The 25940-nt window shown below is 61.7% G+C and carries 23 protein-coding genes and 3 pseudogenes; 15 read left to right on the forward strand and 11 right to left on the reverse strand.

Annotation, left to right across the window (positions count from 1 at the left end; all coding sequences use genetic code 11):
• Positions 1-390: 390 nt before the first annotated feature.
• Positions 391-723 carry a hypothetical protein gene (locus tag AC1Z3V_RS01675; RefSeq protein WP_483496850.1) on the forward strand — a complete coding sequence of 111 codons (333 nt, stop codon included), beginning with the start codon at positions 391-393 and terminating at the stop codon, positions 721-723.
• A 110-nt stretch (positions 724-833) separates the two neighbouring features.
• On the opposite strand, the gene AC1Z3V_RS01680 is transcribed toward AC1Z3V_RS01675, so the two are convergent.
• Positions 834-1589, reverse strand: coding sequence for a DUF1236 domain-containing protein (locus AC1Z3V_RS01680; RefSeq protein ID WP_483496851.1), 756 nt, complete (start codon positions 1587-1589; stop codon positions 834-836).
• Positions 1590-1959: 370 nt separating this feature from the next.
• Here AC1Z3V_RS01680 and AC1Z3V_RS01685 point away from each other — a divergent pair, with 370 nt between their 5' ends.
• The 5 genes from AC1Z3V_RS01685 to AC1Z3V_RS01705 all read left to right on the forward strand — a co-directional run bounded on the left by AC1Z3V_RS01685 (position 1960) and on the right by AC1Z3V_RS01705 (position 6251).
• Complete coding sequence (locus AC1Z3V_RS01685; protein ID WP_483496853.1) at positions 1960-2718, forward strand: alpha/beta hydrolase; 759 nt, start codon at positions 1960-1962, stop codon at positions 2716-2718.
• A 198-nt stretch (positions 2719-2916) separates the two neighbouring features.
• A complete protein-coding gene (locus AC1Z3V_RS01690; RefSeq protein WP_483496854.1) occupies positions 2917-3738 on the forward strand; it encodes a chromate resistance protein ChrB domain-containing protein in 822 nt (273 codons plus the stop codon).
• A 1-nt stretch (position 3739) separates the two neighbouring features.
• The gene (chrA, locus tag AC1Z3V_RS01695) at positions 3740-5146 is read left to right on the forward strand and encodes a chromate efflux transporter (RefSeq protein ID WP_483496855.1); all 1407 of its coding nucleotides are present in this window, start codon (positions 3740-3742) and stop codon (positions 5144-5146) included.
• A 443-nt stretch (positions 5147-5589) separates the two neighbouring features.
• Positions 5590-5844 carry a type II toxin-antitoxin system Phd/YefM family antitoxin gene (locus tag AC1Z3V_RS01700; RefSeq protein WP_429810125.1) on the forward strand — a complete coding sequence of 85 codons (255 nt, stop codon included), beginning with the start codon at positions 5590-5592 and terminating at the stop codon, positions 5842-5844.
• Entirely contained in the window at positions 5844-6251 is a 408-nt protein-coding gene (locus AC1Z3V_RS01705) for a PIN domain-containing protein (protein WP_483496856.1), read from the forward strand. Before AC1Z3V_RS01700 ends, AC1Z3V_RS01705 begins: the two co-directional genes overlap by 1 nt.
• Before the next feature lie 322 nt (positions 6252-6573).
• Here the strand turns inward: AC1Z3V_RS01705 and AC1Z3V_RS01710 are convergent, their stop codons facing one another.
• Positions 6574-6771: a hypothetical protein gene (locus AC1Z3V_RS01710; protein ID WP_483496857.1), complete on the reverse strand. Its 198-nt coding sequence runs from the start codon at positions 6769-6771 to the stop codon at positions 6574-6576.
• A gap of 256 nt (positions 6772-7027) precedes the next feature.
• Between AC1Z3V_RS01710 and AC1Z3V_RS01715 the strand changes: the two genes are divergently transcribed.
• From AC1Z3V_RS01715 to AC1Z3V_RS01740, 6 genes are all read left to right on the forward strand, one after another.
• Positions 7028-8056, forward strand: coding sequence for an NAD(P)H-dependent flavin oxidoreductase (locus tag AC1Z3V_RS01715; RefSeq protein ID WP_483496858.1), 1029 nt, complete (start codon positions 7028-7030; stop codon positions 8054-8056).
• A gap of 120 nt (positions 8057-8176) precedes the next feature.
• Complete coding sequence (locus tag AC1Z3V_RS01720) at positions 8177-9109, forward strand: LysR family transcriptional regulator (protein WP_483496859.1); 933 nt, start codon at positions 8177-8179, stop codon at positions 9107-9109.
• Positions 9110-9252: 143 nt separating this feature from the next.
• Positions 9253-9966: an SDR family NAD(P)-dependent oxidoreductase gene (locus AC1Z3V_RS01725; RefSeq protein WP_483496860.1), complete on the forward strand. Its 714-nt coding sequence runs from the start codon at positions 9253-9255 to the stop codon at positions 9964-9966.
• Between the two features lie 127 nt (positions 9967-10093).
• Positions 10094-10333: a tautomerase family protein gene (locus AC1Z3V_RS01730; protein WP_483496862.1), complete on the forward strand. Its 240-nt coding sequence runs from the start codon at positions 10094-10096 to the stop codon at positions 10331-10333.
• 223 nt (positions 10334-10556) lie between these two features.
• On the forward strand, positions 10557-11297 hold the full coding sequence (locus AC1Z3V_RS01735) for a response regulator (RefSeq protein ID WP_483496863.1): 741 nt from the start codon (positions 10557-10559) through the stop codon (positions 11295-11297).
• Complete coding sequence (locus AC1Z3V_RS01740; RefSeq protein ID WP_483496864.1) at positions 11294-12628, forward strand: sensor histidine kinase; 1335 nt, start codon at positions 11294-11296, stop codon at positions 12626-12628. Before AC1Z3V_RS01735 ends, AC1Z3V_RS01740 begins: the two co-directional genes overlap by 4 nt.
• A gap of 137 nt (positions 12629-12765) precedes the next feature.
• Here AC1Z3V_RS01740 and AC1Z3V_RS01745 read toward each other — a convergent pair.
• From AC1Z3V_RS01745 to AC1Z3V_RS01760, 4 genes and pseudogenes are all read right to left on the reverse strand, one after another.
• Positions 12766-12885: pseudogene (locus tag AC1Z3V_RS01745) on the reverse strand (peroxiredoxin); the annotation flags it as partial.
• A 92-nt stretch (positions 12886-12977) separates the two neighbouring features.
• The gene (gene eglC / locus AC1Z3V_RS01750) at positions 12978-14375 is read right to left on the reverse strand and encodes an endo-1,3-1,4-beta-glycanase EglC (protein WP_483496866.1); all 1398 of its coding nucleotides are present in this window, start codon (positions 14373-14375) and stop codon (positions 12978-12980) included.
• Positions 14376-15082: 707 nt separating this feature from the next.
• Complete coding sequence (locus AC1Z3V_RS01755; protein WP_483499511.1) at positions 15083-16522, reverse strand: FAD-binding oxidoreductase; 1440 nt, start codon at positions 16520-16522, stop codon at positions 15083-15085.
• A 162-nt stretch (positions 16523-16684) separates the two neighbouring features.
• Positions 16685-16964: pseudogene (locus tag AC1Z3V_RS01760) on the reverse strand (transposase); the annotation flags it as partial.
• A gap of 208 nt (positions 16965-17172) precedes the next feature.
• Between AC1Z3V_RS01760 and AC1Z3V_RS01765 the strand changes: the two are divergent.
• From AC1Z3V_RS01765 to AC1Z3V_RS01775, 3 genes are all read left to right on the forward strand, one after another.
• A complete protein-coding gene (locus AC1Z3V_RS01765) occupies positions 17173-19044 on the forward strand; it encodes a sigma-54-dependent Fis family transcriptional regulator (protein ID WP_483496868.1) in 1872 nt (623 codons plus the stop codon).
• Positions 19045-19206: 162 nt separating this feature from the next.
• Positions 19207-20280, forward strand: a complete 1074-nt coding sequence (locus AC1Z3V_RS01770) for a 2,3-butanediol dehydrogenase (protein ID WP_483496869.1) — start codon at positions 19207-19209, stop codon at positions 20278-20280.
• Positions 20281-20347: 67 nt separating this feature from the next.
• On the forward strand, positions 20348-22147 hold the full coding sequence (locus tag AC1Z3V_RS01775; protein ID WP_483496870.1) for an NAD(P)-binding domain-containing protein: 1800 nt from the start codon (positions 20348-20350) through the stop codon (positions 22145-22147).
• Positions 22148-22362: 215 nt separating this feature from the next.
• On the opposite strand, the pseudogene AC1Z3V_RS01780 reads toward AC1Z3V_RS01775, so the two are convergent.
• The 5 genes and pseudogenes from AC1Z3V_RS01780 to ugpA form a co-directional block, all read right to left on the reverse strand.
• Positions 22363-22572 (reverse strand): annotated as a pseudogene (locus tag AC1Z3V_RS01780) (type II toxin-antitoxin system RelE/ParE family toxin); the annotation flags it as partial.
• Positions 22569-22877, reverse strand: a complete 309-nt coding sequence (locus tag AC1Z3V_RS01785; protein ID WP_483496871.1) for a type II toxin-antitoxin system RelB/DinJ family antitoxin — start codon at positions 22875-22877, stop codon at positions 22569-22571. The pseudogene AC1Z3V_RS01780 and the gene AC1Z3V_RS01785, both read right to left, overlap by 4 nt.
• A gap of 224 nt (positions 22878-23101) precedes the next feature.
• On the reverse strand, positions 23102-24151 hold the full coding sequence (locus AC1Z3V_RS01790; RefSeq protein WP_483496872.1) for a sn-glycerol-3-phosphate import ATP-binding protein UgpC: 1050 nt from the start codon (positions 24149-24151) through the stop codon (positions 23102-23104).
• Positions 24151-24999: a sn-glycerol-3-phosphate ABC transporter permease UgpE gene (gene ugpE / locus AC1Z3V_RS01795; protein ID WP_483496873.1), complete on the reverse strand. Its 849-nt coding sequence runs from the start codon at positions 24997-24999 to the stop codon at positions 24151-24153. The genes AC1Z3V_RS01790 and ugpE overlap by 1 nt, the downstream gene beginning before the upstream one ends.
• A 7-nt stretch (positions 25000-25006) precedes the next feature.
• The gene (gene ugpA / locus AC1Z3V_RS01800; RefSeq protein ID WP_483496874.1) at positions 25007-25888 is read right to left on the reverse strand and encodes a sn-glycerol-3-phosphate ABC transporter permease UgpA; all 882 of its coding nucleotides are present in this window, start codon (positions 25886-25888) and stop codon (positions 25007-25009) included.
• Between the last annotated feature and the right edge of the window lie 52 nt (positions 25889-25940).

The following is a 25940-nucleotide window of genomic DNA, read 5'->3' on the forward strand; positions in this document are numbered from 1 at the left end:
CTTTTAGAAGGGACGTGAGCGTCAGCGTGAGCTGCGATCTTCTATCGGTTTGCGCGTTTCGGTTGCCTTCTTCGGAGACACCGAGCGATCTGCCTTGGAACGTCGGACTGAGGCGTCCACGCCGATCTGTCCACCCTTCTGCAATGACGCTTCGCGTCCCGGCTCACTACCATGGTCGGTCTTGCGTTGATGGTCCTGGGTGTTTGTCCGTTTGTTTCCGCGGGGCACGACCGTTCTCCTCTGGTTGAAGCCGTCAAACCGCCGTCGGGACCAAATGTTCCGCACGAGCATCCGCGGCCACCGTGACGGAAAGTCACGGAACCTCTTCAGCCCGCAAGTGTTCGACTAAGGACACAAACATCACGTGCAGAACAGCGGAGAGACCATCTCATGTCCCGGAAGATAAAGGTCGACAAAGCTCAAAAAATGAACCTGATGCTGAGCCAGGCCGTTACTGCGATGCGGGTGAATGAGAGGTTGATGTGTCGGTTGCTGCGATGGGCGGCCTCTCACAGCCAGGATCCGCATCGGTTCATCGAGAAGACGGTGGAAGAGGCGCGAAACGACCTGCGGCAGGCCGTTGACGACGGCAGTACCACCTCCGCAATCGCTGCGGGTGAAGCGCTCGAATATCTCGACGATCTCGCAGTCGAGATCAAGACGAAAGGCCGCAGAAAGCGCCAGCGTCAGGACGACGCCGGGCCGCTGGCCGACCCGGGCTGAGCGTCCGATTTTGAGGATTATCACCCTAGTTTCGAAACCCCAGACAATTCTGGCCGCAATGGCGGCCAGAGAGACGGGCCGGCTGGCAGCCAGCCGGCCCGAACGATCGGTCAGGCAATGACCACGACAACCTCCAGCGAAGATGGGTCAACGATGACGATCCGACCATCAGCGAGGACAAAGTAGAGGTAGCCTTCGTATGCGGGGACGATCTGAACTATGCGACGCGGCAGCGGTTGCAGCTTGGCCTTGACGGTCCGAGGCACAGCGACGCCGACCGAAACGTCGAAATCGACGTCAATGGGTCTAACCTTTTCTTCCTTGATGACCTGCGTAATTTCGGTCTTCTGTTCGACGGTCACGTTGGTCGTGGACGAGTTGGACTTGCCTTGACCAGACTGATTGGCTTCACCCTGTTGTGTGGGCTGCTCGTTGCCGCCCTGTCCGCTTCCCGATTTCTGAGTTTGGCTTGCATTGTTCTGCTGGGTCGTGCCGCCTTGCTCCTGAGTTTGGCTCTCGGCCGCACCAGTCTTCTTTCGGTTGGTCTTCTGTTGTTCGGTGCTTTGACCTTGCTGTGCCTGGCCTTGGGTGTCGGGCTGTTTCTGTCCCGTACCCATCTGCTTGCCATTCGAACCCTGTTGATCCGGTGATTGCGTCTCAGGCTGAGTGGACCCTTGAGTGTCGGGCTGTTGGTTCTGTTCCGTACCACCCTTCGGGCATTCGGTCCCCACAGGACACTTGGTCGATTGGCCTTGGGCGGGTTGCTCGGCTTGCCCTTGAGCGGGCTGTTCTGTCTGGGCGAAGGCGGGAATGCCCACGGTACCAAGGCTCAAGGCCAAGGCACTTTTGATAAGGATATTGGTCATTAGAACTCTCCAACTTGTTTATCGCACTGCCGCCCAAACCATTGTGCTTTTCTAATGTTCCTAAGACGTCGGGGCACTTCGCGTTTGCCGAGAACCAATTCTTCCACCGCGAGTTGCAATAGCGCCTGTAGGTCGACGAGACCTTGAATGGACAGGAACCGCATCGAAGGAACTTGGAAGCCGATCAAAAACAAGATTCGGAGCCGTTTCGCGGGCCAATTGCCGCGATCTGAGCCTTGGGCGACGCGAGAAGGGATCGATCGCTTTTCGCTACATAGCGGTACATTTGATGGCGGGGGCCGACATATCCGGGATACCTCGCGGGACCAGATTGCGATCGTCGCCTCACGAACCCGGAAGGAACGATCGCATGCGCCGCCGAATTCTCCCAACCATTGCTCTTGCGTTTGCAACGAGCGTTGTCGCCTTCGCTGCCGAGGCCGCGGACATCAAGAACATCGTCATCGTGCACGGCGCCTTTGCCGACGGTTCGGGCTGGCGGCAGGCCGGCGATATCCTGGCGCGGCGCGGCTTCAACGTGACGGTGGTGCAGGAACCGCTAACCTCGCTTGCGGCCGACATCGAGGCGACAAACCGAGTTCTGGACCTGCAGGACGGGCCGACCTTGCTCGTCGGACATAGCTACGGCGGCATGGTGATCAGCGAGGCCGGCCATCACCGGAAGGTCGAAGGATTGGTCTACGTCGCAGCCTTTCAGCCCGACAAGGGCGAGGACTTGGCAGCACTTGCCGGTTCGAAGCCGCCGGCGGCGATGAGCATCAAGGAAACCACCGACGGCAAATACGTCTATCTCGACCCGACAGCGTTTGCTGCTGATTTCGCCGCCGACCTTCCCAAAACGGAGGCCGCCTTTGCCGCGAAGTCGCAGGTCTTTGCCGCAAAGGAAGTTTTCACGGCCAAGGCGGGCGATCCCGCCTGGAGGACGAAGAAAAGCTGGGCGATCGTGGCAACCGAAGATCGCGCCATCAATCCGGACCTTGAGAGAAGCATGGCCAAGCGAGCCGGCAGCAAGGTAAGCGAAATCAAGGCGAGCCACGCCGTCTTTGCCTCGCAGCCGGAAAAGGTTGCCGAGATCATCGAGACCGCAGCCAAGGATGCCGGCAAATAGCCCGAACACGCCGAGCATCCGCGTGCTGAGTGCGGTGGCCCTTCCGCACTCAGCACGGTGGACTGGCTTTCCATTCTCAACCGTCGGCTTGACAGTCTGCTCAAAGAGCGGAAAACTTCGCGCATGGGGGTGCGATCACCCCATGAGGCGCCAGCCGAAGAATCGCGTCCATTCAACCGCTCATCCGGAGGACGCGTCATGTCGTCATTTCTCGAAATATCCTCGGAAAAACTCTCCCGCCTCATCGGCACGCCGAATTGTCCCGCACTGATCGATGTCAGGATCGACGAAGACTTCGATGCCGATCCACGCCTCGTCCCAGGTTCCCACCGGCGTGACTATCGCCGGGTGCAGGACTGGATGAAGGATGTCGACAGGGCAGCGGCAATCATCATCTGCCAGCAGGGCAAGAAGCTTAGCCATGGCGTTGCAGCCTGGCTTCGCAATGCCGGCATTGCTGCCGACGTGCTCGAAGGCGGTTTCGAGGCCTGGATCGGCGCTGGCTATCCGGCCGTGCCGGCTTCTGCCATCCCCGAACGGGACACCAATGGACGAACCATCTGGGTTACGCGGGCGCGGCCGAAAATCGACCGTATCGCCTGCCCCTGGCTGATCCGCCGCTTCGTCGATCCGAAAGCGGTGTTCCTGTATGTCGCACCGTCCGAAGTCGAGTTGGTCGGCGAGCGCTTCGGCGCCACGCCCTTCGATATCGATGCCCCGATCCCCTGGAGCCACCGCGGCGAGCTCTGCACCTTCGATGTCATGGTCGAGCAATTCGGCTTGGCAACCGCCCCGCTGCTGCGGCTCGCGACCATCGTGCGCGGAGCCGACACCGCCCGTCTCGAGCTTGCGCCCGAGGCACCGGGTCTGCTCGCCGCCTCTCTCGGTCTTTCGCGCATGTATGCCGACGACCTGGAGCAACTGGAAGCAGGGATGCTGCTTTACGACGCCTTCTATCGCTGGTGCCGGGACGCAACCAACGAGACGCACAACTGGCCTTCGCCGAAAAAGGATCTCTGAGATGACCGATATCGCTGACAAGGCCGCGCCCGATGTGGCGCGGCACGGGCATAGCCACGGCATTTCGTTCGGCGAAGCGGTGCGGGTATGGGCGCGCATCGCGGCGCTGAGCTTCGGGGGCCCGGCCGGACAGATCGCGGTGATGCATCGCATCCTCGTTGATGAGAAGCGCTGGATCGGCGAGCATCGCTTCCTGCATGCGCTGAACTACTGCATGCTGCTGCCTGGACCCGAGGCGCAACAGCTTGCCGTCTACATCGGCTGGCTCCTGCACCGCACCGCCGGCGGCCTCGTTGCCGGCCTTCTCTTCGTGCTTCCCGGTTTCCTGGCGATCCTGGGCTTGAGCTACGTCTACGCCGCCTTCGGCAATGTCACCGTCGTCGAAGGGCTGTTCTTCGGCCTCAAGGCCGCCGTGCTCGCCGTGGTCGTCCAGGCCGTCTTCCGCATTGGCGGCCGGGCCCTCAAGAACCGGATGATGGTCGGCATCGCGGCGGTCGCCTTCATCGCCATTTTCTTTTTTCGCGTTCCCTTCCCGCTGATCATCCTGGCAGCCGGCGTGCTTGGCTATGTCGGGGCCCGCGTCGGCTCGCCGCTTTTTCGCATCGGCGGCGGACACAAGGGTGGCACGGGCGCATTTCTGAGAGACGAGGACTCCGCGCTCGGCGAGGAAATCCCCGTTCACGCACGCCCCAATCTTGCATGGTCGCTTCGGATCTCCAGCGTCCTGCTTGCGTTGTGGCTCTTACCGTTGGCGCTGCTCGTCATCGTCCTCGGCCGGGAGAGCGTCTTCAGCCAGATCGGCCTGTTCTTCAGTCAGATGGCGGTCGTCACCTTTGGCGGCGCCTATGCCGTGCTCGCCTATGTCGCCCAGGAAGCGGTCCAGCACTATGGCTGGCTGAAGCCGGGCGAGATGCTCGACGGCCTTGGCATGGCCGAGACAACGCCTGGGCCGCTGATCATGGTGGTGCAGTTCGTTGGCTTCATGGGCGCCTACCGCGATCCGGGCGCGCTCCATCCGATGGCCGCGGCGACACTGGGGGCGATACTGACCACCTGGGTGACCTTCGTGCCCTGCTTCCTGTGGATCTTCCTCGGGGCACCCTTCATCGAGCGGCTGCGGAGCAATATCGCACTCACAGGCGCCATGTCGGCGATTACGGCTGCCGTCGTCGGTGTGATCCTCAACCTTGCCGTCTGGTTCGGCCTGCACACGCTGTTTGCGGAGCTCGTGCGCTGGCAATTCGGGCCGTTCGCGCTCGACATACCGGTGCTGCGGTCGCTGGTCATGCCATCGCTCCTGCTGACAGTTGCCGCCGGCACGGCGATCTTCCGCTTCAATGCCTCGGTCATCACAACGCTGCTTGCCTGCGCCCTTGCCGGCATGGGCTGGACGCTTGCAACGACCTGATTGCGAAGGCGACACCTCGTCTTGGTCTCGTCGCTTTGTGCAGAGGATTTGGCGGGTTGTAGCCTTAGTGGGTCGTCGGGTTCGATGAGCCATTCGGCGCTTCGCGCGACGCGGGGCTGCCTTCGTGTCGATCCAAATCAATCCGAACGCAACGAACTCTTGAGCATACTGCGGCTCGCCGTCGAAAGCCTCTCGGAAGACTTGATCGGCGAGATGGTGACCATCGTCACGAAGGCAGCCGTCGCCCTAATCAGATCCGGAACCGAACCGACCAACGGGCTCGCACGCGCCCCCCTGTCCCCGAGCGTCAGCCCATCAGCAGCAGCACCGGATCGCGCAATGCCGCTTCGTCCTCCCGCCTTCGATCCGTAGAAAATTGCGTTTTCATCCGTTAGAGGGCGGGTGTATATAGCTAGACAGCCTAGCTAGTTTGGAGCGCAATAATGGAATGGCAGTTGCAGGACGCCAAGAACCACTTTTCGAAAGTGGTGCAGAAGGCGCGACACGAAGGGCCGCAGATCGTCACGCTGCGTGGCGAGCGCGCGGCGGTGGTGCTGTCCGCCCATGACTATGACGCTCTGCGGGCCGGCCGACCGACGCTGGTCGACGATCTACTCGGCGGCCCCCCTTGGAATGATGAGCTTGCCGATGCGGTCGAGGCGCGCGTCAAGACACCAAGCCGCGACGTGGCCTTCTGATGTATCTGGTTGATACCAACATCGTTTCGGAGGCGCGGCGCGGCACGCAGCAGGCGGTTGCCTGGTTGCGCTCGGTCGATCCGCTCAGTATCCATCTAAGCGCGCTGACCCTCGGCGAAATCATGCGCGGCATTGCGCTGAAGCAGAAGTCGGATCCGAAGGCCGCTGCTCACCTCACCGAATGGCTGCGCAAGCTGCGCCACGACCATGGCGACCGCATTCTGCCGGTGACGGACCAGATCGCCGTTGAATGGGGCCGCATCGCCGCGATCCGGCCGCGTGGCGATATTGAAGGGCTCCTAGCCGCGACTGCGATCGTCCACGACCTGATCCTCGTCACGCGCAACGTCAAGGATTTTGAAGACACTGACGCATCTGTGATCAATCCCTGGGAGACATCGGCGTGAGCGGCTCAGCGACGAGCTCGGAATCGACAAAAGTCGATCTCTCCCACCCGCTGGTGTAACGGTCGACACAAACCCCTGGCGGCACCGCACAGGAAGCGATGCCGCCCCGCCAGCGCACCTCGAGCGCCTCGCCGATCGGGCTCGATTTGCGCCCGCTTGAGCTTGTGCGCCGGGTGCTTACCGCTGCACAGTGTGCTCAAGAGTTCGTGGCGTTCGGATTGGTCGAGATCGACACGAAGGCAGCCCGGTGTCGAACGAAGCAATTGCTCGTCGAACCCGACTGCGCACCAAAGCTACAAGCCGTCAAATCCTCTGCGCAGAGCTACTCGTCGTCGTAGACCGATTGCGGCAGGTGAAAACCTTCCGGCAATTGCGATCCGTGGAAACGTTCCTCCGGCGGAGATGGTGGAGGTTCGCGATGTTTCACCGCAAAGGCGGCGAGCACGGCCTTGAGCTGTACCGGCCGATAATGTTCCACCAGACTTGGAGGTGGATCTTGCGCGTCCGTCTGTCGCGACATCAGGGGCCTCTTGGAGACAACTTCGTTACGCACCGACAGTGCCAGTCAATCGATCTCGCTGCAACTCTCCACAGACGCAGTCACCCGTTCGCCAGTGCAACCTTTGGACAATTGACCTCTGGCCACTCCTGGTTTCCTTTATGGCCCCGCGGGATGCCGGAGCGATAAATGCGACGACGCGTCTCCACAGTTGCCGATCACCTCAGCCTGCGCGCAGCCGGCGGAAGAGGAACGCACATTCATGAGGATATCGAACATGCTGGATCCCCTGGCGAAACTTGGCCTGAAACATCCGCTGATCGTCGCACCGATGGCCGGCGGTCCCTCGTCGCCGGAACTCGTCATCGCGTCATCGGCATCAGGAGCGCTGGGTTCGATCGGTGCAGCCTATTCGGACCCGGCGGCGATCACCGCATTCGTCGAGAGGGTTCGCGCAGGCACAGAGCGTCCTTTTGCGATCAACCTCTTCATCCAGCACCCGCAGCCGCGGATCGAGGCTGCAATAATCGAGCGGGCCTTGGCGGCGACGGCGAAGTACCGCGCCGAACTGGATCTGCCGACGCCGCCATTCGCCGCACCTTACGAAGAGGGTTTCGACCAGCAGTTCGAGGCCGCGCTGAAGGCCAAGCCGGCTGTCCTCAGTTTCGTCTTTGGCGTGCTGCCTGCCGAGCACATGCGAGCTGCGCGCAAGGCCGGGATGCTGATCATCGGCACGGCGACGACACCGGCGGAAGCAGAGGCGCTCGAAGAGAGCGGCGTCGACGCGATCACCCTCCAGGGCTTTGAGGCTGGTGGCCATCGCGGCATTTTCGACCCCGGGGCCCCGGACAGTGAAATCGGTCTTCATGACCTGCTGACCCAAACCCTCCCGAGGGTGAAGGTACCTTTGATAGCGGCCGGCGGCATCATGACGGCTGCGGACATCCGGTCTGCCCTCACAATGGGCGCCGGTGCGGTGCAGATGGGGACGGCCTTCCTCGCCACCAGCGAAGCCGGAACCTCGGCGCCCTATCGCTCGGCACTCCAAGGTAAGGAGCGCATAACGCGGACAACGCGCGCCTTCTCCGGTCGGTTTGCCCGTGGCATCGAGAACCGCTTCATGAAAGAGGTGGACGCCGCCGCCGTGATGCCCTTCCCCGCTCAGAACAAGTTCACACGCGATATCCGGGGAGCATCCGCGGCAAAGGGGTCGGCAGACTTCCTCTCTCTTTGGGCGGGTACCGGTAAGGGAGAGCTTTGGCAGGGCTCGGCATCCGACCTGATCGAAAAACTCTTCGCCGAGTGATCACCCGCTCCCGGGAACGTGGCCCTGACCCCGCAAGAGGAAGGTGCCCGCCCCTTTACTTCTGCCAAGCCGCGGGTGAATGCTTGCCAATCGGCAACCATCATCGCGAAAGTCGGCAGAATGGATCGTATCGACGCCATGAAAGTCTTCGTGACTGCTGTTGACGAAGGCAGCCTCGCAGCCGCGGCCCGGCGGCTGAAGCGATCGCCGACGGCCGTCAGCCGCGCCCTGAACTTGCTTGAAGCCCATGTCGGGGTCGAGTTGCTGCATCGAACGACGCGATCGCTGAAGCTCAGCGAAGCCGGGCAGCGCTATGCGGCGGCCTGCCGGCGGGTGCTGATCGATCTCGAAGAGGCCGATATGCTCGCAGGTGGCGAACGTGCGGCCCCTCGCGGCACTCTGACGATCTCCGCACCACCGATCGTTGGCGAAGAGGTCCTGCGTCCGATCCTCGACGACTTCCTCAACCTCTACCCGGCGGTATCAGCCAGGCTTCTCCTGCTCGACCGCTTTGTGAACCTCGTCGACGAGGGTGTCGATATCGCACTGCGCATCGGCCATCTCGCCGACTCTTCGCTGATTTCGACACGGATCGGCGGCGATGTCCGGCGCGTGGTCGTTGCCTCGCCTCGCTATCTTGCCAACCACCCGCGGATCGATGAGCCGGCCGATCTCGCCAAACACCAGATCGTCGCCTTCACCAACTTCGGCCTCGATTCCTGGACGTTCACGCCAGCCGTAGGCTCGTTGATCCCGCGCACGGTGCAGTTCACGCCGCGGTGCATCGTCAACAGTGTGCGTGCCGCGCTCGACTCTGCCGCTGCGGGTACCGGCCTGACCCGGCTCTACTCCTATCACGTCGCGCGCTACGTCAGCGATGGGCGACTGAAAATCGTGCTGGCTGACGCCGAGCATCCGCCGATGCCGGTTCACCTTCTTGCACCACAGGGCCGCATGACAGTGCCGAAGGTTCGTGCCTTTGCCGATTTCGCGTTGCCGCGTCTCAGAACTGAGTTTTCACGGATGGCGACGGAAGCCGGCACGCTCGGCTAATTATGCCGATTATCGGTTGATTGACTGCCGATCGGCGCCAATTCTCCCAATCATTGGATGGGTCTAAATCTGATTGCACCAACGCCGAGGGCGGAGGACGGGCCGGACCAAGCGCCCGTTGCAATCGAAAAAGGATCACATCCATGAGCAATGAGCAGAAGGTCGCCATCATCACTGGTGCATCGCAGGGCATCGGCGCCGCCCTGGTTCAGGCCTACCGCGATCGCAACTACCGGGTCGTCGCCACGTCCCGTTCCATCCAGGAAAGTTCGGACGCTGGTATTCTGAGCGTTGCCGGCGATATCAGCAATCCTGAGACCGCCGAGCGGGTGGTTCGCCTGGGCCTGGAACGGTTCGGCCGCATCGATACGCTGGTCAACAATGCCGGCGTCTTCACCGCCAAGCCGTTCACCGAGTTCACCCAGGAAGACTATGATCTGAACATGGGCGTCAACGTCGCCGGCTTCTTCCACATCACCCAACACGCGGCTCGCGAAATGCTGAAGCAGGGCTCCGGTCACATCGTCAGCATCACGACCAGCCTCGTGAACCAGCCGATTGCTGGCGTCCCTGCGGCGCTTGCATCAATCACGAAGGGTGGGTTGAATTCCGTCACCCAGGCGCTCGCCATTGAGTTTGCCAAGACCGGCGTTCGCGTCAATGCCGTCTCGCCGGGCATCATCAAGACCCCGATGCACGCGCCGGAAACGCATGCGGCCCTCTCGACACTGCATCCCGTCGGCCGCATGGGCGAAATTCGCGACATCGTCGACGCCGTCCTCTACCTGGAGGGCGCCGGCTTCGTCACCGGTGAGGTCCTGCATGTCGACGGCGGACAGAACGCCGGGCGCTGGTAGGCAACTCTGAGGCGTGAGGGAGCGGCTATTGGCCCAATCCTGGTCGCTCCTCCGCCTTCCCATCCATTGCACAAGGGTGCGGCACCCGATGGGGCCATCACCTTCCAGAATTGAAAAGGAAACGACAATGCCGATCGTAACAGTTCAGGTGACCCGAGAAGGCACCACTGCGGACCGCAAGGCGGTCACGGCCGAGGAAAAGGCCGAAATCATCAAGGGCGTGAGCCAGGTGCTGCTCGACGTGCTCAACAAACCACTGGAATCGACCTACGTGGTCATCGAGGAAGTCGAACTCGACAATTGGGGCTGGGGCGGCCTGCCGACCGCGCAGTATCGCGCCCAGCGGGCGGCCGGCACAAGGGCCTGACACCGCGACCAGACGTTCCTGCTACCCGCCGCTCGAAAGCAAGCGGCGGGTTTCGTTTGCGAAATTGTGTCGAAATGTATCCGGAGGTGCTTGCATTACATTCTCATGCAAGTCTGGATGTTGCGAACACACCGAGGACATATCCCAGGCGCCAATCAGGCTGAGCGGGCCGGATGATGCCGCAAGGATGCGACGACCAAACCGGATATGAGGAGCTTGCTCGATGGAGCATATCGACCATGTACTGATTGTCGATGACGACCGCGAAATCCGGGAACTCGTGTCTGGTTATCTCAAGAAGAACGGGCTGCGCGCAACGGCCGTCGCCGACGGGCGACAAATGCGCAATTTCCTCGAAGGAGATACCGTCGATCTCATCGTGCTCGACGTGATGATGCCGGGCGACGACGGGCTCGTGCTCAGCCGCGAGCTGCGCGTCGGCAAACACAAGGCAATCCCGATCATCATGCTGACGGCTCGCAGCGACGAGATGGACCGGATCCTCGGCCTCGAGATGGGCGCGGACGATTATCTCTCCAAGCCGTTCTCGGCGCGCGAACTGCTCGCCCGCATCAAGGCGGTGCTCCGGCGCGCGCGCATGCTGCCGCCGAACCTGCAGATCTCGGAGGCCGGACAGTTGCTGCGATTCGGCCAGTGGAAACTCGATACGACCGCCCGGCACCTGATCGATGCGGACGGCACGGTGATCGCGCTCAGCGGTGCCGAGTATAGGTTGCTGAAGGTGTTCATCGACCATCCCCAGCGCGTGCTCAATCGCGACCAGTTGCTCAATCTCACCCAAGGCCGCGAGGCCGAGCTCTTCGACCGGTCGATCGATCTGCTCGTCAGCCGGGTTCGCCAGCGGCTCGGCGACGATGCTCGTGAACCGACCTACATCAAGACGGTGCGCAGCGAAGGTTATGTCTTCTCGGTGCCGATCGAAATCGTGGAGCCGCGGGTATGACGACGCGTGCCGCGCCAAATGGTTTTCGACTGTGGCCGCGCACGCTCAGGGCGCGGCTCTTCGTTATTCTTCTGGCCGGCCTCACCATCGCGCATGTCATGTCGTTCACCGTCCTGTTCTTCGAGCGCTATATGGCCGCCAGGTCGGTCATGTTCGATACGCTCGAAAACGACATTGCGACGTCGATTGCCATCCTCGATCGCCTGCCCGCGCCCGAGCGAGCCTCGTGGCTTACGCGCCTGGCCCGCGACAATTACGGCTTCGTTCTCGGACCCGGCGTTCCCGGCAATCCGTCGCTCGATCCGGCCGCCATGGAGGTCGCGTCAAAGATCGAGCGTGCGACGGGCCTTCAATTTCCGGTCAAGGTGGAAACGATCCCGGGCGACCGCCGCCATCTTCAGGCGCATCTGACGCTGAGCGACGGCTTGCCGCTGACGATCGACGTCTTTCCCAAGGGGGTCATGCCCTTGGCTGATTGGCTGCCTTTCGTGCTCGTGGCCCAGCTTGTGCTCCTGCTCCTGTGCGCCTGGTTCGCCATGCGTCAGGCGGTGCGCCCGCTCGTCAATCTTGCCGCAGCTGCCGATACGCTCGATCCGAACCGGAACACGCCGCGCCTCAGCGAGACCGGACCTACGGAGGTTGCCTATGCGGCGACCGCGTTTAATGCCATGCGCGACCGCATCGCCCAGTATCTCGAAGAGCGGGTCCAGATCCTCGCCGCCATTTCCCACGATCTGCAGACGCCGATCACCCGCATGAAGCTACGCGCCGAGATGGCGGATGATTTCGCCGACCGGGAGAAGCTGATCCAGGATCTTGGCCAGATCGAGAGCCTGGTCAAGGAAGGCGTCGCCTATGCGCGCAGCGCCCATGGCAACGTGGAAAAGGCGACACGCATCGATCTTGCCTCCTTCGTCGAAAGCCTCGTCTATGACTACCAGGACACCGGCAAAGCGGTCGCCGCCGGCGCTGTCGATAGCGGCGCGATCATCACACGGCCCCAGGCCCTCAGACGTATCCTGACCAACCTGGTCGACAATGCGCTCAAGTTCGGCGGCAGCGCCGAGATTGAGGTGAGCCGGCTTGCGGACGACACGGTGACCATCAAGGTGCTCGACCGCGGGCCGGGCATTCCCGATGGTCAGCTGGATGCCGTACTCAAACCCTTCGTCCGGCTCGAGGATTCCCGTAACCGCGATACCGGCGGTACCGGCCTCGGCCTTGCCATCGCCCAGCAGCTCGCGGCCTCGATCAACGCCTCGCTGACCCTCAAGAACCGCGACGGCGGTGGATTGGTCGCGGAGCTCGCCATTCGTCATCATCAGGCCTGAGACATAACAAGGCGCGGTCATTTCGCATGCCTGTGCCTCGCCGCTTCAATACAACCGATCCTCCAACCAAAAAGCGGCGCCCCCATCGGCCGCCGCTTCCGTCGGATCGTGCTGCGGAATGCTCCGGCAAACGAAGTGATGAGGTTGATCGTCACGTCGATGTTGCCACGTATCGCCTTGGAATTGGGGCAGGTCTGATGCGTGGCATCGACCAATTGACGCGCGACTTCAGCGTCGATCCACGGAATGCTGACATGCGCAAATTGCCCACCGACGGCGCCTGATCTTCTTCTTCGAAGGTCTGGCAGGGCCGGCCGCGCTGGAAGCGGCCGATCCCCCCGTTTTCCGCCTAGATATCCCAATCGGAGTTCAGCGAGTACGCCTCGATGTGGTCGATCTTCATCTCCGATCCATCGGCAAAGTCGTCATTGGGCGTGTCCGCCATGCCACCGACCGCGAGATTGACGAGCATATACATCGGCCCGTGCATATCTGCGGGCGTGTCGGCGCGGGCGATCTCGGTATCGTCGAAGTACCAGACGATCTCGTCTTTCGTCCAAAGCACGCCGTAGTCGTGAAACCCATCGGTATCGGCAACCTGCACTCCGTCTCGGGTCATGGTGTGTTCGCCGCGTTCATTGGAATGGGCGGTGGTGATCACGGTATTCGTGTCCTGCCCACGCATTTCGACGACGTCGAGTTCCGGCGGCCAGGAGCCGTCGGCGGGCAGCAGCCAGAATGCGGGCCAGGCTCCCTGATCGTCTGGCATGTCGGCCCGCATCTCGAAATAGCCGTAGGTCTGGGCGAACGACGAGTACGTCGTCAGCATACCGGACGTATAGTCGTAGCCACCGATCTCGGCCTGGATCGCCTCCGAGGCACGCTCGGCGGTGATCGTCAACACGCCGTCCTCGACCGAAAACGGGTTGGCAGAAGCGGTCGGTTCGTAGCTCGGATTGACGTACCACTGCAGTTCACCGTTTTCGGCGAGCGTCGCTCCCTCTTCCGGCGCCCACCAATATTTCGGGTCCCAGACACCGCCTGTGTCGTTGCGGAGTTGAAGCGTGTCGAAGTCGTCCGAGAACGTCTGCGTCAGGGACGACCGGTCCAGGCTCAACTGGAACTGGCTCTCCAGCAGCTCATCGGCTGTGGTATCGGAAAAGACCAGGCTTTCGCCATCAGTCAGATGAAGGCGGAGGTCGTCCCCCTCCTGGGCAGAATTGGCCAGGACCTGGTCAAACGAGGTGATTCCATAGCCGTCGAGGCGGACAGTGTCGTTGGAGCTGAAATCGGCAATGAGGTCGCTGCCATTGCCATGCCCGAACACGAAGGTATCGGCGCCACCGGCACCGAAGAGCACGTCGTTGCCGGCGCCTCCGTCGATGGTCTGGCTGCCCGAACCACCCCTGATGATGTTGTCGGCACTATTGCCGAACGCGTGCCGGCCGTCGCCGGTGACGGTCAGATTCTCGAAATTCTCCGGCAAGGTGTAGCTCATCCACGTATTGATCGTGTCTACGCCTTCGCCTTGGCCTTCATAGGCTCGGTTCGTCGATGAATAGAGATAGTAGACATCGTCGCCCCTGCCGCCGACCATCGTTACGTCGACGGAACTGTCGCCCCAGATGGAATCATTGCCCGGCGTGCCATAGAGGGTCGGTCCGGATCCGGTTGCGGAAAACCATGCCGTCGAACTTCCGCTGTAATAGACCGGCTGTCCTAGGGCATTCATGGCAGTTCTGCTCATCGAGAAGTCTCCTGCTTCAGTGCGTGCCCCTTCCCGACGACCACCCCTAGCATCTCTGACTGTGGCCTGTCGCCCCCACCTCCCAACCTTTTGCGCAATGCACTCTCAACTGCGACGCAGCATCTGGTGCAGCCCAACTGCCGCAGTAGCTGGGTGGTCGAGGGACCAGGGACCGCTGCTGAGGCACTGTGGCCTCGTGCCCTGCCGCATATGAAGGCATAGCGCCGGTTTCCTGCCAAAGAACTGCATCGAAGATGCGCACGTCCTTGCAGAGCCCGACGAGGATTCCTTATGCCACATGGCGGGCGCTCGTAAGCACCGTCGACGAGCCCGATAACGGTGGCGCCTTCCATTACAGCCTTGTAGAAATCACCCTGTTTTGCAGGCCGCCGAACGTGATGTCGCCTGGTAGCGACAAGCTCGCGCCGCAGAGTGTCGACTCGGCACGCCGAGATTGTGCAGCCCGAAACCAAGCGCGGTATCGGTCGCGAGCGCAAAGCCACTCGGCTACCCCGGACGTTGGGAGATCGACCTGATCGACAGGCAGAAGCTTGATGCCGGCGACCGTGTCCGCGCATTCGCCGAGCCATGACGACACGTATTTTGCCGACCTTAGGAAGCACACTAGCAGGATGCCACCGGGGCTGCTCGCAGTCTCGATCTCAGCGCCGCCCTCGCCGGCCACCCTTTGCTGAAGGCGATCACGTTCAGGCCGCGCCGCGCTCCTCGATCGGCCGAACGTTCTGGTTCATCCGAAAGAGGTTCTGCGGGTCGTAGCGCCGTTTGACCTCCACAAGTCGGCGGTAGTTGCCGCCATAGGCCGCCTCAACCCGGTCGACGTCGTCTTCCGGCATGAAATTGACGTAGGCGGTGCCGGCGGCATAGGGCTTGGTGGCTTCGAAGAGATGCCGCGCCCAGTCGATGCAGGCCTGGTCCATCGCCGTGTCGCGCCAGCGTGCGTGCACATTCATGACGAAATGCGAGCCGCGCTGCGGGAAAGCAGTCTCCTCGACCGCGATACGACCGGCGGCCCCGCCGACATGGCCTATGAATATCTCGCATTCCGGCCCCGGCAGTTGCCGGATGGCATTGAGCAGAAAGCCCGTGGTCTGATCGGAAAGCTCCATGAAATCATGGCTCTTCCAGTAGTTGCGCGCGCCGGGCGCCAGCAATGGATCGAAAGCCTGCTGCCAGCCGACGAAGGGATGCGGAGCGACTACGTCGGCGATCGGCCTGCCGATCGCGCGCAGGCCGGCTGTCGCCTTCTCACCCACCTCGAGATCGCCGCAATAACACACCGCGAGCACGAGGACCTCCTTGCCGTGCCATTCGGTAGGAAGGAACGGCAACGGCGGAGCCTGCCGCATCACCACCCAGCAGGTGAGTTCGTCCGGCGCGTTTTCAAGGGCCCGCCGGTACTGCTGGAGCACGTTTTGCGCGTCGGCGAAGGGATGGACGACGAGCCCGGAGAGGACCTCCGGCCCGACATCGTGCAGTTCGAATTCGAACGCCGTGACGATGCCGAAATTCCCGCCCCCTCCTCTCAAGCCCCAGAAGAGGTCGCGGTGCTCCGTCGGGCTGGCGCGCACTAGTTCGCCGCTCGCCGTAACCACATCGGCCGAAAGCAGGTTATCGATCGTTAAACCGAACTTGCGCGTGATCCATCCAAAGCCGCCGCCGAGCGTCAGGCCGGCAATGCCGGTCGTAGAATTTATACCGGTCGGCAGGGCGAGGCGGAATGCCTGCGTCTCTTTGTCGACATCGGCAAGCGTTGCCCCCGGCTCGACCCAGGCTCTCTTCGTAGTCGCATCGACACGCACCGATTTCATAGGCGTCAAGTCTATCATCAGGCCGCCGTCGCAGACCGCGTTGCCGGCAATGTTGTGACCGCCACCGCGCACGGCGACGAGCAGGTGGTTTTCAGCCGCGAAGCGAACCGCGTGGGCGACATCGGCAGCCCCGGCGCACTGTACGATCAGTCCGGGCCTTCGGTTGACCATGGCGTTCCAGATTGTCCGCGCCTCATCATAGGCGGCGTCGGTCGCGTTTAGGACGCGACCGCGCAACCGTCCTGCCAGCACCTCGATCGCCGCGGCGCTGATCTTTGTTACTCCCGCTTGCAGATTGGTGAGGCTCATATCGTCCATAATTCGCTCCTCCCGACAGAAGCATTGCCCCAGCGGCCGGCATTCTGCGCCTTTGCCGCGTACCCGGCAAGCGTGCCGGCGACCCCCACCCATCGCCCTTTGGGGTGCTGTCGACCCAAATCGTCGATGCCGTGTTGTCCCCGTCACGACCTTCCGGAGTTGAGGAAGCTCTGTCGAATGCAGAGGCGTGTGCGTTGTCCCTGTGAGCTGGAACCCGCAATCGCCGGTTGAGCATTGATACAATGCCAGACCGGGCGCGTCGCTTGCCTGTGTCCCGACCAGCGATTGCGATCGGACGTTTGTAGCCGCAGGCCGGGCAAACCCGACCATCGGGTCATACCATGCTTTCCGGCAATCTGCGGCAATGCTTCTCGTCGCGGACGGAAGCAACCGTCTCTTCGAGGGGGCGGATGCCTGCAGCGTTACGATCATTAACAGGCATTTTGCGTCTCCTCAGGCGAAGCCGAAGGATCGCAGGCAAAGCCAAATATCTCGACGACAATGCTGTCTTTGGTTGATAAAGACCGCGTTGTTTAGCAGGCGCTACGCCCTCCTATGGAGGATGCGCCCAGTCTCGGCCTTGCGTCTCGAGAGATGTGCATTGTCGACACGCCGAGAGTGTGTCAGCTTCCGGTGTAGGAGGATGGTCGATGACAACGTCGCTATCGCATATACGTGAGATAGAGCGTGTAGCTTCGGGAGGCGCGAGCCCGCGCGACGCACCCGTCGTCCAATCCTGGCTTCGCTGCCTCAACGACTACAAGCTGGATCCTACGATCGCGCAGGAAGCATATATTGTTCCGGGATCGAAGCTGCGCGAACATCGCGAGCAGGCGGAAGAGTTGATCCGCATCGGTCGCTCCGGCCTCGAAGGGCTGTTCAGTCAAGTCGCCGAACAGAATTATGTCCTGTTGCTGTCCGATGCGCGCGGCGTCACGGTCGATTTCATGGGAGATCCGACCTTTGACAATCAGTTGCGCAAGGCGGGTCTCTATCTCGGTTCGGAATGGTCGGAGAGCCGCGCGGGCACCTGTGCCGTCGGAGCCTGCATCGTCTCCGGCGAGCCGGTCATCATTCATCAGGACGATCATTTCGATGCCAGCCATATCGGATTGACCTGTACGGCGGCACCCGTCTTCGACACACTTGGCGACCTCACCGCCGTGCTCGATATCTCCCAGCTCCGATCGCCTTCCGCCAAGGCGAGCCAGCAACTGGCGTTGCATCTGGTGTCCGCCACCGCTCGTCGGATCGAGCTCGCCAATCTCATGACCCGTACCCGCAATGACTGGGTCCTGCGGCTCGCTCGCTCCCCGGAATTCCTCGATGTCGACCCGGACGCCGCCATCGCACTGGATGGCAGCGGGCGCATTACCGGAATGACCCATGGCGGTTTTGGTGCACTCGCCCGCTCGATGAACATACGAAGCCTCAGAACGCGCGACTTCCTTGGCCTGCCTATTTCCGAGGTTTTCGATATCGACGTTGACGACCTGCCCAACTTCATGCGCGGGCGGCCGAACGGCGAGCGCCTGCTCCGGGCCAAGAGCGGCCTGGTCCTCTTCGCCAGCGCAATCGCCCCTGTCGTCAATGTTCGGGCGCCTGCCGTTCCGGAACCGCGGCTCCCCCGGGCCTTGCGCGACCTCAGCCACGGCGACGCTGCGATGGAACGGGTGCAGACACGCGCGGCGAAGCTTGCCACTCGCCATATCCCTATCCTCATTCAGGGAGAAACGGGCAGCGGCAAGGAATATCTTGCGCGTGCGATCCACGACAGTTGCGGCGACAATGGCAACTTCGTCGCCGTCAATTGCGCGGCGATCCCGGAGCACCTCATCGAATCCGAACTCTTCGGCTATGCGCCCGGCGCGTTCACCGGCGCCAGCCAGAGGGGTAAGCGCGGCCTGATCGAGGACGCCGATGGCGGCACCCTGTTTCTCGACGAGATCGGCGACATGCCGCTTTCGCTGCAAAGCCGGCTGTTGCGTGTGCTTTCGGAGAACGAGGTCCAGCCGGTCGGCGCACTGAAAGCCCGCCCGATCCGCCTGCGCGTTGTCTCCGCGTCCCATCGCGACCTCGCAGAACTCGTGAAGGAGGGGCGATTCCGGCAGGATCTCTATTATCGCCTGAACGCCGCGACGCTCTCACTTCCCGCATTGCGCGAGCGCCAGGATCTCGGCTGGTTGATCGACCAGTTGCTCTTTCGCATCGAGAAGGAGAACAACGAGTCCTACCGTATCGACAGGGCCGCGCGAGCGGCATTGCTGGCGCATGAATGGCCGGGAAACCTGCGCGAGCTTTCCAACGTCTTGCGGGTGGCCGCAGCACTTTCCGAACGTGGCCTCATAGATGCCGAGTGCCTGCCGGAACATCTCTTCTCCGCCTCTGCCTCTCCGCCGCTTGGCGAAGACGACGCATTGCGTCAGGCGCTCAAAGACTGCGGCGACAACGTCTCGGCACTTGCCAGAAAGCTTGGTGTCAACCGCTCTACGATCCACCGTCGCCTGAAGCGGCTCAACTGACGCAACGTCTGCAACACCTGTTGCAGAGCATCTGTTGCATTCCCCGAGGTCTTCGGCGAAGAGCTTTTTTAAGCCATTGATATCACGCTGCAAATAGGCGGCCCGTCGATTTGGCATGCCGTTTGCTGCGCCTCCTGTGCAAGAACAACAGGAGGAAACGAAATGAAAGCTCTGCGCTTTCACGCAGCCAGGGATTTACGCATCGACGAAGTCGAGGCCCCACCTGAGCCTGGGCCGGGCGAGGTGCTGGTGGAAAATCGGTTCTGCGGCATCTGCGGGACCGATCTGCATGAATACGCCTATGGTCCGATTTTCATCCCGAAGGAACCGCATCCCTTCACGGGCGCCCATGGGCCGCAGGTTCTCGGTCATGAATTCGGCGGCGTGGTGAAGGCGGTCGGCGAAGGGGTCAACCATGTGAGGCCGGGCGACCGGGTCTCGGTCCAGCCTTTGATCATGCCGCGCCGTGGCGACTACTATGCCGATCGCGGCCTGTTTCACCTGAGCGCTGACCTCGCGCTTGCGGGGCTCTCCTGGCATTCCGGCGGGATGGCGGAGGCCGCCCTTCTCAATGACTACAACGTGCAGCCCATTCCTGATTCCCTGTCAGATGAGGAGGCTGCGCTGATCGAACCGACCGCAGTCGCCGTTTATGCCTGCGACCGCGGAGGCATCACTGCGGGCAACAGCGTGCTGGTCACCGGCGCGGGACCGATCGGCATTCTCGTCGCCATGGCCGCGCGTGCCGCCGGCGCATCGCAGATCTTCCTCTCTGACCTCAACGACACGCGGCTGGCCCTGGCAAAGGAGGCGCTGGGCGAAGTCCGCACAATCAATCCGAAAATCGAAAAGGTCAGCGACGTCGTGCAAGCCGAGACCGAGGGCGGTGTCGGTTGCGACGTCGCCATCGAATGCGTCGGCAACGAACATGCACTGAAAAACTGCGCAAGCGCCGTGCGCAAGCAGGGTGTGGTGGTGCAGACCGGTCTTCATCCCGGCGAAAACCCGCTGAACTGGTTCGACGTGACCTTCAAGGACATCGATATTCGCGGCTCCTGGGCCTACCCGCCCCATTACTGGCCGCGGGTCGCACGCCTGATCGCCAGCGGCCAGATTCCGGCCCGCCGCATCGTCACCAAATATGTCTCGCTCGCCGAGGCCGTTTCGGCGGGCTTCGACCAGTTGCTCGATCCCGCCGGCACCCATCTGAAAATACTGATCGACCTCAAGCGTTAGGCCGGTCCGCGTTGCGGGACGGTTGAGGAGCCGTCCCGTTCTTCATCACAGAGCAGGAGGAGAAACGATGCTCGAGAAGACCCCCACCACCCGCGTCCAGGCACTGCTTGATGCCTTTGGCGCCGCGCTCGAAACCGGCCGCATCGACGATGCGACTGGCCTCTTTGCCGAGGAATGCTACTGGCGCGATCTCGTCGCCTTCACCTGGAACATCAAGACGGTCGAGGGCCGCGATCAGGTACGCGACATGCTTCATGCGCAGCTTGCCTCCGCAAAGCCCTCCAATTGGCGCGTCGCCACCGGGGAGGAAGCGACAGAGACGGACGGCGTGCTCGAAAGCTGGATTTCGTTCGAGACGGCGACCGGGCGCGGCTATGGCCTCGTGCGCATCAAGAACGGCCTCATCTGGACGCTGCTGACGGCGCTGGCCGAACTCAAGGGCCACGAGGAGAAATCCGGCTTCACCCGCCCGCTTGGTGCCAAGCACGGCCAGAATGTCGGGGCGAAGACCTGGAAGGAGGAGCGCGAGCACGAGGAGCGCACGCTCGGTTATGAGACGCAGCCCTATGTGGTGATCATCGGCGGCGGACAGGGCGGCATTGCGCTTGGTGCCAGGCTTCGCCAGCTGGGCGTGCCCACCATCATCCTGGAAAAGAACGATCGGCCGGGCGATAGCTGGCGCAAGCGCTACAAGTCGCTCTGCCTGCACGATCCGGTCTGGTACGATCACCTGCCCTACATCGATTTCCCGAAGAACTGGCCGGTCTTCGCGCCGAAGGACAAGATCGGCGACTGGCTGGAATTCTATACGAAGGTGATGGAGCTGAACTATTGGACGCGCTCCACCGCCAAATCGGCGAAATGGGACGAAGCCACGAAGGAATGGACGATCGTGGTCGACCGCGACGGCGAGGAAGTGCTGCTGCGCCCGAAGCAGCTCGTCTTCGCGACCGGTATGTCTGGCAAGGCGAACATTCCGGACTTCAAGGGTCGCGAGCGTTTCAAGGGCGAGCAGCACCATTCCTCGCAGCATCCGGGGCCGGATGGCTACAAGGGCAAGAAGGTCGCCGTCATCGGCTCGAACAATTCGGCTCATGACATCTGTGCCGCCCTTTACGAAGCGGGCGTCGACGTCACGATGATCCAGCGCTCGACAACCCATATCGTCAAGTCCGACACGCTGATGGATATCGGCCTTGGCGGGCTCTATTCCGAACAGGCGTTGGCAAATGGCGTGACGACGGGCAAGGCGGATCTCATCTTCGCCTCGCTCCCCTATCGGATCATGCACGAGTTCCAGATTCCGCTTTACGACAAGATGCGTGAGCGCGATGCCGACTTCTACGCGGCACTGGAAAAAGCCGGCTTCCAGCTCGACTGGGGCGCCGACGGCTCCGGTCTTTTCATGAAGTACCTGCGCCGCGGATCCGGCTACTACATCGATATCGGCGCTTCGCAGTTGATCATCGACGGCAAGGTGAAACTTGCCGCGGGACAGGTGGAAGAGATCACCGAAACCTCCGTAAAACTGTCTGACGGCAAGGAAATCCCGGCCGACGTCATCGTCTATGCGACGGGCTACGGCTCGATGAACGGCTGGGTCGCCGATCTCATAGACCAGGAAACTGCCGACAAGGTCGGCAAGGTCTGGGGGCTCGGCTCCGATACGCCGAAGGATCCTGGCCCCTGGGAGGGCGAGCAGCGCAACATGTGGAAGCCGACGCAACAGGAGGCGCTGTGGTTCCATGGCGGCAACCTGCACCAGTCGCGCCACTACTCGCAGTATCTCTCGCTGCAACTGAAGGCGCGATTGGAAGGCCTTCACACACCGGTCTACGGCCTGCAAAGCGTTCACCACAAACGCTGATTGAAGCCAGACGACGAGAGGGCGGTTTGACCGCCCTCTCGTCGTGCCCGGCCGGGTCCATTGAAAGAGGCTGGCAAATAACGACCCAGGTTCGGCTCGGTAGCGGCGGCGCCGTCAGAGGTTCGCCGGGGACGGATCGCATTCGACAATGCCAAGCTCTTGAAGGAGGTCGAACCGCGGGCCGCAAAACATGCATTGATGTTGTGTCTGCTCGTCGCCGAACTGTATGGTGTGCGTGGGATTACGAACTCGCGCGTTCCCTCTATTCGACCAGGTCGACCGCTTTCGGGAAAATCGAGGAGACGGCGAACGGCTCGCGCAATCTCCTCGTCGACGTGAACCGCCGCCTTCGGGTTCTCATTTTCAATGTAAGTGGAGATGGCATCGCGATCGTCAAGCGCATACTGCGCCCAGACAAGCCTCATCGGCCGCCCGCTCCTGATTTACGCGCAGCCGCCATCCGACGCTCGCGGAATCGAGCCTCAGCGTCGCTATCCTCGAGATCGGGTCGCGTGTCCTCAAGAGCCTGCAACACCTTCGCGCGGAACCAGGCATCATGAGCGTCAGTGCCACCAACCAGTTCCAGTGGAAGCGCGCCTTCGTTTGCCGTCCGAGTTAAAAGGATTCGAACAGCATCCGAAACCGTCAGTCCCATATTCTGTAGGACAGCTGTAGCGCGGTCCCGAATATCGGGATCAATCCGAGTTTGAACGAGTGCATTTGAAACCATCGCAAATCTCCTTCACTGGGTTTCAGTGCAATGCAATTGCATGACAAATTCCAGTCCAGCCATACACGCCGAGCATTCCGGTCGATATATCATGCACTTCGGTCAGTTTTTCCAAACGTTCTTTTCTACGTGCGGTCCCCGCCCTTGTGCCGCGGGCGCTTTGTAATTGGCGGTATTGATAACCGTGGTTTTTTTGCAGCCTGAAGCGCACTCGAACTGGGGCCTCATCCAAACCGATGTCCGTTCGCATCGAACATGTGAAGCGCCTCGGCGCTCGCCCCGACTTTCACCGAGTCGCCGATTGCACTGCGGGCTCGCCCGGAAACACGAAAGATCAGTTCACTGCCGTTTTCGAGCCTGCCGTGCAACAGGCTTTCGGCTCCGACCAGTTCGATACCATCGACGCGGACCGTCGCCTCGAAGGCCGGCGCCGGACCATTGGCAGGTACCGGGGAAAGGTCCTCTGGACGGACGCCCAGCGTAAAGTCACCATTCGGACGCGCCACATCCGGGGCGAGCGACCATCCCGCCGACGCGTCCCTGCCCTGCAGCAGGTTCATGGAAGGCGAGCCGATGAAGGTGGCGACAAAGGTGGTTGCGGGCCTTTCGTAGAGGTCCAGCGGAGTGCCGACCTGTTCGATCCGGCCGGCACTGACGACAACGAGCCGGTCGGCGAGCGTCATCGCTTCCATCTGATCGTGTGTGACATAGACACTCGTCGTTCCAAGGGAGCGCTGCAGTCGCTTGATCTCTATACGCATCTGCCCGCGCAGCTTCGCGTCGAGATTTGACAGCGGCTCATCGAAGAGGAAGGCGGCGGGTTGGCGAACGATCGCCCGTCCCATGGCAACCCGCTGGCGCTGGCCGCCCGAGAGCTGGCGCGGCTTGCGGTCGAGATAGGGTTCGATCTCGAGCGTCTTCGCCGCGGCGGCGATGCGCCGATCGATCTCGACAGCCGGCGTTTTCCGATTCTTGAGACCATAGGCGAGGTTCTGCCGCACGGTCATATGCGGATAGAGCGCGTAATTCTGGAACACCATCGCGATGTCGCGTTCCGCCGGCTCGACATTATTGACCTGACGCCCGCCGATGAGGATGTCGCCACCCGTAATGCCTTCGAGGCCTGCGATCATGCGCAGAAGCGTGGATTTGCCACATCCCGACGGGCCGACCAGAACGACGAACTCGCCGTCGTCGATGTCGAGCGAAACGCCCTTGATCGCCTCCACCGTGCCGTAGGTCTTGCGGACGTCTTTGAGGGTAATCTCAGCCATTACTTTTCTGTCTCCACAAGGCCTTTGACGAACCAGCGCTGCATCAGCACGACGACGAGAATGGGGGGAATGATCGCAAGGATTGCGGTCACCATGACATAGTTCCAGGGGGTCGAAGCGTCGGTGAAATCGATCATCCGCCTGAGCCCGATGATGATCGTGTTCATTTTCGCATCGTTGGTAACGAGCAGCGGCCAGAGATATTGGGTCCAGCCATAGATGAAGAGAATGACGAAGAGTGCGGCGATGTTCGTTGCCGAGAGCGGCAGCAGGATGTCCCGCATGAAGCGGAACGGACCGGCATTGTCGATGCGCGCGGCCTCGACCAGTTCGCCTGGTATCGTCAGGAAGAACTGGCGAAAGAGGAAAGTCGCGGTTGCTGAAGCCATCAAAGGCAGCGTCAAACCCGCATAGGTGTCGATCAGGCCGAGGTCGACGATCACCTTATAGGTCGGCAGGATACGCACCTCGACCGGAAGCATCAGGGTGATAAAGATCATCCAGAAGAACAGCATTTTCAGCGGGAAACGAAAGAAGACGATCGCGAAGGCCGACAGGAAGGAAATCACGATCTTGCCGACGGCAATCGCGACCGCCACGACCGTCGAATTGAACAGCAGCCGCTCGAGGCTGACGCCGACGACGCGCTCGACGCCGCCACCGACCGCCTCCTTGTAGTTCGAGACGAGATGATCGCCGACCGCAAGCGACATGGGTGGCCGCACGATCTCGATCGAAGTGTGCGTGGAAGCGACGAAGGTGTAGTAGATCGGCAGCGCGACGACGATGATCCCGAACACGAGCACCAGGTGGCTGATCAGGGTGGAAATGGGACGATTCTCGATCATCGGCGTCTCACGAATAATGGACCCGCTTCTCAACGAAGCGGAACTGGAAGGCCGTCAGTGCGACGACGATGATCATCAGGATCACCGACTGCGCCGCCGAACTGCCGAGGTCGAGATTGACGAAGCCGTCGTTGTAGACCTTGTAGACGAGCGTCTCGGTCGCCTTTGCCGGACCGCCCCCGGTTACCGCGTGGATGATGCCAAAGGTATCGAAGAAGGCGTAGACGGTGTTGACGACGAGAAGGAAGAAGGTCGTCGGCGCGAGAAGCGGAAAGACGATGGTCCAGAACCGCTTGGTGCCGCGCGCGCCGTCAATTGCTGCTGCCTCGATCAGCGATTTCGGGATTGCCTGCAGACCAGCGACGAAGAAGAGGAAATTGTAGCTGATCTGCTTCCACGCCGCCGCGACGATGACCAGCCACATCGCCTGGTTGCCGTTGAGCAACGGATCCCAGACGAAGCCGTTCCGTCGCAAGATATAGGCGAAGGTTCCCATCGCCGGATTGAACATGAAAAGCCACAACATGCCGGCAACCGCCGGGGCGACCGCATAGGGCCAGATCAGGAGTGTGCGGTAGACGTTGCGGCCGCGCACCACACGGTCGGCCGAGGTAGCCAGCAAAAGGGCGAGAGCCATCGACAACAGCGCCGTCGCGAGACTGAACACGACCGTCACCTGCAGCGAATGCAGGTAGTCCGGATTGGCGAGAATGGCCCGGAAATTGGCGAGGCCGACAAAACCGGACTTCAGGCCGAACGGATCCTCACGCAACACCGACTGGTAGAGCGCCTGGCTTGCGGGCCAGAAGAAGAAGACGACCGTCAGGACAATCTGCGGCGCAAGCAGAAGATAGGGCAACACCTTGTTGGGGAACACGACGGACTGCATGAAACGACCCCTCCATGAATAACCTGTCCGCACCGCATGGCGGTGCGGACGT

This window comes from Ensifer sp. 38_S197 (assembly GCF_056924495.1).